The organism is Oceanibaculum indicum P24 (assembly GCF_000299935.1).
Classification (GTDB): domain Bacteria; phylum Pseudomonadota; class Alphaproteobacteria; order Oceanibaculales; family Oceanibaculaceae; genus Oceanibaculum; species Oceanibaculum indicum.
Genome location: NZ_AMRL01000010.1, coordinates 113,907 through 120,187 on the forward strand (window position 1 = coordinate 113,907; position 6,281 = coordinate 120,187).

A 6,281-nucleotide genomic window follows, 5' to 3' on the forward strand; every position below is an offset into this window, starting at 1 on the left:
TGGTGGACGCCCCGTCCCGCGCCACGATATACAGTAGGGATGATGCTCGATTCCCTCGATCCCACCCTGATCATGCTGCTGGCCGGCGGCGCCGCGCTGCTGGCGATGGCGCTCGCCTTCTGGCTGGCCCTGCGCGACCGTGGCGGCAGCGAAGCCGAAGCGCAGGCGCGCGAACAGGCCGCCCTGATGTCGGAGAAGCTGATGGCGGCGCAGGCGGAGCTGGCCGGGCGGCTCTCGCAGCTTGCCGAGAGCCAGGCCGCCGCGCAGGCGCGCCTCGCCCAGCAGATGCAGGCGCAGGAACGCCAGCTCTCCAAATCGGTCGAGGAGCGGCTGGCCGACGTCACCCGCCGGGTCGGCGAGAGCCTGGAGAAAAGCTCCACCCAGGCGACCCAGTCCCTGACCGAGCTGAAGGAGCGCCTTGCCGTCATCGACGCGGCGCAGAAGAACATCACCGAGCTGTCCACCCAGGTGGTGGGGCTGCAGGACATCCTCTCCAACAAGCAGGCGCGCGGCGCCTTCGGCGAGGTGCAGCTGGAAAACCTCGTGCAGGCAGTGCTGCCGCCCAACGCCTACCAGTTCCAGGCGCAGATCGGCGACGGGCGGCGCGTCGATTGCCTGCTGATCCTGCCCAACCCGCCCGGCCCCATCGGCATTGACGCGAAATTCCCGCTGGAAGGCTACCGCGCCCTGCAGAACGCGGCGGACGATGCCGCCCGGAACGTCGCCCGCAAGGCGCTGGGCGCCTCTGTGCTGAAGCATGTGCGCGATATCCGCGACCGCTACATCGTGCCGGGCGAGACCGCCGATTCGGCGCTGATGTTCCTGCCGTCCGAGGCGATCTATGCCGAGCTGCACGCCAATCTGGGCGATGTGGTGGAGCAGTCCTACCGCGAGAAGGTGTGGATCGTCTCGCCGACCACGCTGATGGCGACGCTGAACACGGTGCGTGCCGTCCTGAAGGATGCGCGCATGCGCGAACAGGCGCACATCATCCAGCGCGAGGTGCAGCTGCTGGGCACCGATGTCGGCCGGCTGGACGAACGCGTCGAGAAGCTGCAGACGCACTTCAACCAGGCCGGCGAGGATATCCGGCAGATCCGAATCTCGACCGACAAGGTGACCAAGCGCGCCGGGCGGATCGAGGAATTGCAGCTGGGTCCGGCGGAGGAAACGCCGCTGGTGCCGCCGCCCGACCGTCTCGCCGGAGAATAGACCTATGAGTACGCTGAAACCGTCCGCGCAACGCGTCCAGGAAGCACTGGCCGCCCACGGGCTGGGGCTGGAAGTACGGGAATTCCCGGCCTCCACCCGCACCGCCGAGGACGCCGCCGCCGCCATCGGCTGCACCGTGGCGCAGATCGCGAAATCGCTGATCTTCCGCGGCAAGACATCCGACCGGCCCGTGCTGGTGATCGCCAGCGGCGCCAACCGGGTGGATGAGAAGAAGGTCAGCGCATTGATCGAGGAGAAGATCGGTAAGGCGGATGCAGAATTCGTGCGCGCCCGTACCGGCTTCGCCATTGGCGGGGTGCCGCCGGTCGGCCATCTGGAAGCGCCCATCACCGTCATCGACCGCGACCTGCTGGCCTTAAGCGAAATCTGGGCCGCCGCCGGCACGCCCAACGCGGTGTTCCGGCTGACGCCTGGCGATCTCGCCACCCTCACCGGCGGTCAGGTCGCCGAGGTGGCGTAATCCCTAAACCGGGCGCCGTGCCTTCAGCGCCGTGGTCAGCGTGCCATCGTCGAGATAATCCAGTTCGCCGCCCACCGGCACGCCATGGGCGAGGCGCGAGACCGAGACATTGGCCTCGGCCAGCCGGTCGGTGATGTAGTGCGCGGTGGTCTGGCCATCGACCGTGGCGTCCATCGCCAGGATCACTTCCGTTACCGCGGGATCGCTGGCGCGGGTAACAAGCGCGGCGATGTTCAGATCCTCCGGCCCCACTCCGTCCAGCGCGGAAAGCGTACCGCCCAGAACGTGATAGCGGCCCTTGAAGCCGCTGGCGCGTTCCAGCGCCCACACATCGGCCACTTCCTCGACGACGCACAGGATCGACGGGTCGCGGCGCTCGTCCCGGCAGACGCCGCACGGGTCGCTGGTATCGAAGCTGCCGCAGACCGAGCAGGTGACGACCCGCTCCGCCGCCACCGACAGCGCCTCGGCCAGCGGCAGCATCAGCGCCTCCTTGCGCTTCAGCAATTGCAGCGCCGCGCGCCGGGCCGAGCGCGGCCCCAGCCCCGGCAGGCGGGCCAGCAGCTGGATCAGCCTTTCAATCTCCGGTCCCAGCATATGCGCCTCAATCCAGTTGCAGGGTCAGGGATTTAAGATAGGCGCTTTCGCGCAGGAAGGGATGCACCGGATGATCGGGGCCGGCCCCCGCCTGGCGCAGGATACGCCCGCTGCGACCAGCCTTCGCGAGGCCGATGCCGATCTGCTTGGCGAATTCCTCCTCCGGGGCGTTGTGCGAGCACGACGCCGCGAACAGGATGCCGCCCGGGGCCACCAGCGTAGCGCCCAGCCGCGCCATCTTCTGATAGGCGCGCAGGCCCGCCGCCAGATCCTTCTTCGACTTCACGAAGGCCGGCGGATCGCACACCACCACATCGAAGCGCTGCTTGGCCGAAGCCAGCTTTTCCAGGGTCTCGAAGGCGTCGCCCGCCTCTGCCGTCACCCGGTCAGCCACGCCGTTCAGCGCCGCCGTCTCCGCCGCCAGCTCCATCGCCGGTTTCGAGCGGTCCAGCAGCGTCACCTCAGCAGCACCCGCCACCGCCGCCTCGATGCCGAAGCCGCCGATATAGGCATAGACATCGATCAGCCGCTTGCCCTGGGCCAGCTTCGCCAGGAAGGCGCGGTTGTCGCGCTGGTCGTAGAACCAGCCGGTCTTCTGCCCTCCCAGCGGGTCACAGCGGAACCGTGCGCCGTTCTCCACCAGCTCGATCGGCCCCTCGCCGCCGACTGCGGCGCGGATGCCAGTTTCCAGCCCTTCCAGCGTGCGGGCGGGGCTGTCATTGCGCAGCACTATGCGCGACGGCTTCAAAAGGTCGGTCAACGCCTCCAGCAGCGGAGCCTCCAGCCGGTCCATGCCGGCACTGTTCAGCTGCACGGTGAGCGCGTCGCCGAACCGGTCGATGACCAGCCCCGGTAGCCGGTCGGCCTCGGCATGGACCAGCCGGTAATAGGGTTCGGCGAACAGCCGCTCGCGCAACTCAAGCGCCGCGGCCAGCCGCGTGCGAAGGAAGCCGGCATCAATGGCGAGGTTCGGCCGGGCGTCAAGAAAGCGCGCCACAATCAGCGGCTTCGCATTGAACAGGGCGGTGCCCAGCTTCTCGCCGCGCGCATCGGCCAGCGTGACGAGGCTGCCCGGCGGCAGTTCCTTCAGCGCCGGGGTCATCTGCACCTCGTTGGCATAGACCCAGGGATGGCCGCCGCGCAGGCGCTTGTCGCGGCCGGTGGCGAGGGTGACGGTGGGATGCATGCGTACTCTTGCGGTTACGGAATTCAGTCGCCGGCAGCCAGGCTGTCGCGGCGCGGATCGGCGCCGCCCAGCAGCGTGCCGTCGGACAGTATCTTTATCGCCTGCAGCCCGCTGACCAGCAGGCCGCGCTCCACCTTGTGGCCGCGCGCCGCCAGCGAGCTGGCCAGCGCATCGGCATCGGCGCGGCGCTCGATCTCGCTGGGGCCGTTGCGGTTGGAAATGTTCGGCAGCTCGATGGCGGCCTGCGGGTCAAGGCCCCAATCGACCACGCCGACAATCGTCTTCAGCACGTAATTGATGATCTGGCTGCCGCCCGGCGAGCCGGTCACGAATTCCAGCCGGCCGTCCTTGCCGAACACCAGCGTCGGCGACATGGAACTGCGCGAGCGCTTGCCGCCCTCCACCCGGTTGGCGACCGGCACCCCGTCCGCCTCAGGCCGGAAGGAGAAATCTGTCAGCTCATTGTTCAACAGGAAGCCGCGCACCATCAGGCGGGAGCCGAACTCCGCCTCGATGGTGGTGGTCATGGAGAGCGCGTTGCCCGCGCCATCGACGATGGAGAGGTGGCTGGTCGCCGGCAGCTGCAGCGAGGCATCGGGCGCGAAATCCTGCGTACGCTTGCGCGGCACGTCGCCCGCCTCCGCCTTTTCGCCGGTGCTGCTGGCGACATCGATCAGCCGCGCGCGGCTGGCGAGATAGGCGCGGTCCAGCAGCCCCGCCACCGGCACATCCACGAAATCGCTGTCGGCGATATAGAGGTTGCGGTCGGCATAGGCCAGCCGCTGCGCCTCCAGCATCCAGTGCGCCGCATTGCTGGACAGCCGCTTCTCGTTCGGCAGGTCGAAGCGCTCCAGCATGGCCAGCACCATCAGCACGGTGATGCCGCCACTGCTGGGCGGTCCCATGCCGCAGACCGTCCGCGCGCGGTAGCTGCCGCACACCGCCGGACGTTCCTTCGCCTCATAGCCGGCGAGGTCGGCCAGGGTCATGTCCCCGGGATTGCGCGGCGCACCGGTAACCGTGGCCACGATATCCTCCGCGATGGCGCCACTGTAGAAGGCCTTCGCACCGTCCGCCGCGAGGATGCGCATCGTGTCGGCCAGCGCCGGGTTGCGCAGCCGCTCGCCCTGCTTCCAGGGGGTGCCGTCCGGCTTGTAGAAATAGGCGCGCGCCGTGTCCTGCGTCAGGTGCTTCTCGCGGATCAGCGCCCGCCCCAGGCGCGGCGGCACCGGGAAGCCCTCCTCGGCCAGGCGGATGGCGTCCTCGAACAGGCTGGCCCAGGGCAGCTTGCCATGCTTGCGATGCGCCAGCTCCAGCACCCGCATCGTGCCCGGCACGCCGACCGAGCGGCCGCCGACCACCGCCTCGAAATAGGAGAGTGGCTTGCCGTCCTTATCCAGAAAGCGGTCGGGCTTTGCGGCCGCCGGCGCCGTCTCCCGCCCGTCATAGCTGGTGGTGCGGCCCGCCTTCTTGTCGAAATGCACCAGGAAGGCGCCGCCGCCAATGCCGGAGGATTGCGGCTCCACCAGCGTCAACACCATCTGCGCGGCGATGGCGGCGTCAATGGCCGACCCGCCGGCGCGCAGCGCCTTCAGCGCAGCCTCCGTCGCCATCGGGTTGGCGGTGACCGCCATGTATTTCGTGGCGCGGGCCGGCTCGGCCGCCTGTGCGGCAGGCAAGAATGCCAACAGGGCAAGACAGGCGATCAGCAGGCGGCGCATGGATGACTCCGTTCCGGAACGCCGGCAGGGTAGCGCCAAGCCGGTGTCTTGGCGAGAGGCTCGGGCGAGAGGCTGCCTCAGCGCGGCTTCCGCCCCAGCACGATGGGCTGCACCGGCTGCGCGCCCAGATCCCAGGGGAAATAGATCCAGGTATCCTGGCTGACCTCGGTGACGAAGGTATCGACCAGCGGCCGACCCTTCGGCTTGGCGTAGACGGTGGCGATATGCGCCTTCGGCAGCATGTCGCGCACCAGCTTCGCCGTCAGGCCGCTATCGACCAGATCGTCCACCACCAGCACGCCGGTGCCGTCGCCGGCCACATCCTTCAGCACCTGCATGTCGCCCTGCTTGCCCAGCGCCTTGGCATCGTCATAGCTGGCCACGCAGACCGTATCGACCAGCCTTATTTCCAGCTCGCGCGCCACCACCGCCGCCGGCACCAGCCCGCCGCGCGCGATGGCGACGATGCGCTCGAACGGTCCCTGTTCCAGCAGTCGCCAGGCGAGTACCCGCGCATCGCGGTGCAGTTCCTCCCAGGAGACGAGAAAGGGCTTGTCGGCAGCTTGGGTCATGATCGGCGGCTCCGGCCTTGGACGTTCTGGCGTGACAATCCGGCCAGCCTATACCGAAGCCGGCCTCCGGTCGCAATGCCTCGCGCAAACGAAACCGGCGCCGGAGAGACCCCGGCGCCGGTTCGAGAACTAAGAGAGCGTCACGCGTCAGCGCAGGTAGAGATGCACTTCGCTGCCGCCCGCATCGCCGCTGCTGGCGGCGGACAGGTTCACCCGTGCCGGCGGCAGACCCATTTCGGTGAGGGTGCGCAGCACCCGCTCCGCATTGCGGCGGGCACTGCTGGAGCCAAGCGCTGCCTGCGCCGCATTGCCCTGGCTGGGGCTGACGGCGACCAGGTCGAAGGTTGCATCCGGGCGTCGCTGCAGGGCGGAGGAAACTGCGCTGTACAGTGCCTCCTCATAGGCGACGTTCGGACGGTCGAAGCGGATCACGACCAGCGGACGCCCGCCGGCCAGGCTGCCCTGCTGCGAGGCCGGGCCGACATAGTTCGGCTGCGCCGGCAGGCCGCCGG

6 protein-coding genes and 1 pseudogene are annotated in these 6,281 nt (G+C 68.8%); 2 read left to right on the forward strand and 5 right to left on the reverse strand.

What is annotated here, in order from left to right:
* Window positions 1-39 precede the first annotated feature (39 nt).
* Both P24_RS09830 and P24_RS09835 read left to right on the forward strand, forming a co-directional pair.
* Entirely contained in the window at window positions 40-1,212 is a 1,173-nt protein-coding gene (locus P24_RS09830) for a DNA recombination protein RmuC (protein ID WP_008944564.1), read from the forward strand.
* Between the two features lie 4 nt (window positions 1,213-1,216).
* Window positions 1,217-1,693: a YbaK/EbsC family protein gene (locus tag P24_RS09835; RefSeq protein WP_008944565.1), complete on the forward strand. Its 477-nt coding sequence runs from the start codon at window positions 1,217-1,219 to the stop codon at window positions 1,691-1,693.
* 3 nt (window positions 1,694-1,696) lie between these two features.
* Here the strand turns inward: P24_RS09835 and recR are convergent, their stop codons facing one another.
* The 5 genes and pseudogenes from recR to P24_RS20280 form a co-directional block, all read right to left on the reverse strand.
* Window positions 1,697-2,290 carry a recombination mediator RecR gene (gene recR, locus P24_RS09840; protein WP_008944566.1) on the reverse strand — a complete coding sequence of 198 codons (594 nt, stop codon included), beginning with the start codon at window positions 2,288-2,290 and terminating at the stop codon, window positions 1,697-1,699.
* A 7-nt stretch (window positions 2,291-2,297) separates the two neighbouring features.
* Entirely contained in the window at window positions 2,298-3,476 is a 1,179-nt protein-coding gene (locus P24_RS09845; RefSeq protein WP_008944567.1) for a class I SAM-dependent rRNA methyltransferase, read from the reverse strand.
* Window positions 3,477-3,499: 23 nt separating this feature from the next.
* A complete protein-coding gene (gene ggt, locus P24_RS09850; RefSeq protein WP_008944568.1) occupies window positions 3,500-5,197 on the reverse strand; it encodes a gamma-glutamyltransferase in 1,698 nt (565 codons plus the stop codon).
* A gap of 77 nt (window positions 5,198-5,274) precedes the next feature.
* The gene (gene gpt / locus P24_RS09855) at window positions 5,275-5,769 is read right to left on the reverse strand and encodes a xanthine phosphoribosyltransferase (RefSeq protein WP_008944569.1); all 495 of its coding nucleotides are present in this window, start codon (window positions 5,767-5,769) and stop codon (window positions 5,275-5,277) included.
* A 147-nt stretch (window positions 5,770-5,916) separates the two neighbouring features.
* A pseudogene (locus tag P24_RS20280) lies at window positions 5,917-6,281 on the reverse strand (hypothetical protein); the annotation flags it as partial.

Bases quoted from the DNA above. Each gene is read 5' to 3' on its own strand.
- P24_RS09830 (WP_008944564.1), top strand. From the start codon at position 40: ATGATGCTCGATTCCCTCGATCCCACCCTGATCATGCTGCTGGCCGGC.
- P24_RS09835 (WP_008944565.1), top strand. From the start codon at position 1,217: ATGAGTACGCTGAAACCGTCCGCGCAACGCGTCCAGGAAGCACTGGCC.
- recR (WP_008944566.1), bottom strand. From the start codon at position 2,290: ATGCTGGGACCGGAGATTGAAAGGCTGATCCAGCTGCTGGCCCGCCTG.
- P24_RS09845 (WP_008944567.1), bottom strand. From the start codon at position 3,476: ATGCATCCCACCGTCACCCTCGCCACCGGCCGCGACAAGCGCCTGCGC.
- ggt (WP_008944568.1), bottom strand. From the start codon at position 5,197: ATGCGCCGCCTGCTGATCGCCTGTCTTGCCCTGTTGGCATTCTTGCCT.
- gpt (WP_008944569.1), bottom strand. From the start codon at position 5,769: ATGACCCAAGCTGCCGACAAGCCCTTTCTCGTCTCCTGGGAGGAACTG.